The sequence below is a fragment of the Massilia sp. CT11-108 genome (assembly GCF_047302915.1).
Lineage (GTDB): Bacteria > Pseudomonadota > Gammaproteobacteria > Burkholderiales > Burkholderiaceae_D > Telluria > Telluria orientalis.
Genome location: NZ_JBKYMO010000650.1, coordinates 1 through 2,627, shown reverse-complemented (window position 1 = coordinate 2,627; position 2,627 = coordinate 1). Strand labels below are relative to the sequence as shown.

Here is a 2,627-nt window from a genome sequence, read left to right as displayed (position 1 = left end):
CCGCCGGCCCTGCTGGCCCGCCACGCCCTTGCGGGCCAGGTACCGGTCGAGCAGGCGCGGGACGAATTTCTCGGCCATCACGGTGGACAAGGTCGGCGCGCCGACGCAGATCTCGGCCCGGCGCGCATGGGCCGCCCAGTAGATGGCGCGCGCGGCGACCTCGGGCTGGTAATACGTGCCGATCGGCTTGGGATGGTGCGTCAGCGTGGTCTTGCACCACTCGAACTGCGGCGTGTTCACGCCCGGCATGTCGACCACGGCGATGTGGATGTCGCTCCGTTCATGCTCGAGTTCCGTGCGGATCGACTGCGTAAAACCCTTGATCGCGTGCTTGGCGCCGCAGTAGGGCGATTGCAGCGGGATCGAGCGGTACGCGAGCGCCGAGCTGACCTGCACGATGGTGCCCCGGTTGCGGGGCCGCATGCGTTTCAGCGCGGCCATCGTGCCCCACACGAAGCCGTGGTAGGTGACGTCGGTGACGCGCCGAAAGTCTTCCGGCGCAATGTCGGCGAACGGCGCGAACACGGTCGCCATCGCATTGTTGATCCAGATGTCGATGGGCCCCAGTTCGGTCTCGGCCCGTTCGGCGGCGGCCTCGACCTGAGCGTGGTCCGCCATGTCGGCGGAGATGGCGATCGCTTGCGGCGAGCCGAGCCGTTCGGCTTCCGCACGCGCCGCTTCCAGGCGCTCCGGGTCGCGCGCGATCAGCGCGATGCGTGCGCCGGCGCGGGCGAATTGCTGTACCGCGGCACGGCCGATCCCCGCGCTGGCACCCGTGACGACGACGACTTCATGGCGTGCTTCCGGCATAACCGAGGCCCTCCGATGGTGCGATGCAGGGCAAGCTTAGCACCAACCGTCGATGAGCCTCGTCACGTTATGTTTGTGAAAAAGTTCTTGAACAAATGCATGTTACGGTGTTGCCGGACGGCTGCGCAACGTCACGACAGCACCCTTCAGCCCGGCACCGTCCGCGCGCACGGTGATCGTGCCGCCGGCACCCGCCCGGGTCCGCACGATGCCCAGCACGAGGCCATTGAACGCGGCCCTGTCCTTCGCCTGGAACGATTCGAAGCTCGTCGCATCGCCGTTGTCGGTGGCGACGAGGTCCGCCGGTCCCTCGACGGTGAAGCGCACGCGGTCGTGCGCGCGCGGCGCGGGCAGCCCATCCTTGTCGACGATGCGCACGGTGACGAAGGCGAGATCGCGCCCGTCGCTGGCGAGCGCCGTGCGGTCGGCCTGCGCCTGCAGCGCGGCGGGAGCGCCGGCCGTCTTGACGGTTTCCTTCGCCCATTCCTTGCCGTTCTTGTACGCGACGACCGTGATCTCGCCCGGCTCGTACTGCACGGCATCCCAGCGCAGGCGGTAGGCGTACGGCGCCTTCTTCTGGCGGCCCTGCGACTTGCCGTTGACGAACAGCTCGGCCTCGTCGCCCGACGTGAACACGTGCACGGGCGTGACCTGGCCCACGCGGTCCGGCCACGTCCAGTGCGGCAGCACGTGGACCATCGGCAGGTCCGGGCGCCAGCGCGACTGGTACAGGTAATAGCGGTCCTTCGGGAAGCCGGCCAGGTCGACGATGCCGGAATACGAGCTGCGCGCGCCGTAATAGGGCGTCGGCTCGCCCAGGTAGTCGAAACCGGTCCAGACGAATTCGCCGGCCACGTAGGGGTTGCGGTCGAGCTGCGCGAACACCTTGTCGGCGGACGCGCCGAAATCGACGGCGTACAGTTCGTAGCCGCTGACCTGCTGGCTGTGCGAGTCGCCGCCCCGGCCGTCGCGGACGATCGAGCTGTTCGACGGATGCACCGGGAACAAATACACGCCGCGGCTGCTGAAGGCCGACGCGGATTCGGTACTGAGGATCATCTTATCCGGAAATTTCGCATGGAACAGCGGGTACTGCGGCGGCGTGCGGATCCGGTCGGTCCCTTCGAATTCCGGATCCTGGCGGATGCCTTCGCCCTGGTAATTCAGGCCGATGACGTCGACCTCCGCGGGCAGCGGCATGTCCGACTTGGCGTAGTTCATCGCGGTCGTCGTCGGCCGGGTCGGATCTTCCTCGCGGGCGATCCGGTGCAACTCGTGCGCCACGGCGGCGCCGGCCTTGTCGGTGTACTGCTCGCCGACCTCGTTGCCGATGCTCCAGATGATGATGGACGGGTGGTTGCGGTCGCGCCGGATCATCGCGCGCAGGTCCTGCTCGTGCCAGTCGGGGAAGACCAGGTGGAAGTCCAGCGGCGTCTTCTTGCGCTCCCACGAATCGAACACTTCGTCCATCACGAGGAAGCCCATGCGGTCCACTAGGTCCAGCAGCTGCGGGTCGGGCGGATTGTGGCTCAGGCGGACGGCGTTGGCGCCCATCGCGCGCATGATCTCCAGCTGGCGCTCGGCCGCGCGCACGTTGAACGCGGCGCCCAGCGCGCCGAGATCGTGGTGATTGTTCACGCCGCGCAAGGGGATGTGCTCGCCGTTGACGAGGAGTCCCCGGTTCGGATCGAAGCGCACGGTGCGGATGCCGAACGGCGTTTCGGTGCGGTCGACGACACGGCCGTCCTGGCGCACGGTCGCCACCAGCGCGTAGCGGTGCGGCACCTGCGTGGGCGGCGGGCCCCACAGGCGCGGCT

General features: G+C 68.1%; 2 protein-coding genes. Both read right to left on the bottom strand.

Features of this window, described 5'->3' with window-relative positions; translation table 11 throughout:
* Window positions 1-810: SDR family oxidoreductase (locus ACEN88_RS28905; protein ID WP_413345241.1), on the bottom strand; the 810-nt coding region annotated here is incomplete at its 3' end.
* 102 nt (window positions 811-912) lie between these two features.
* Window positions 913-2,627, bottom strand: a 1,715-nt coding sequence (galB, locus tag ACEN88_RS28900) for a beta-galactosidase GalB (RefSeq protein ID WP_413345239.1), incomplete at its 5' end; no start/stop codon positions are given.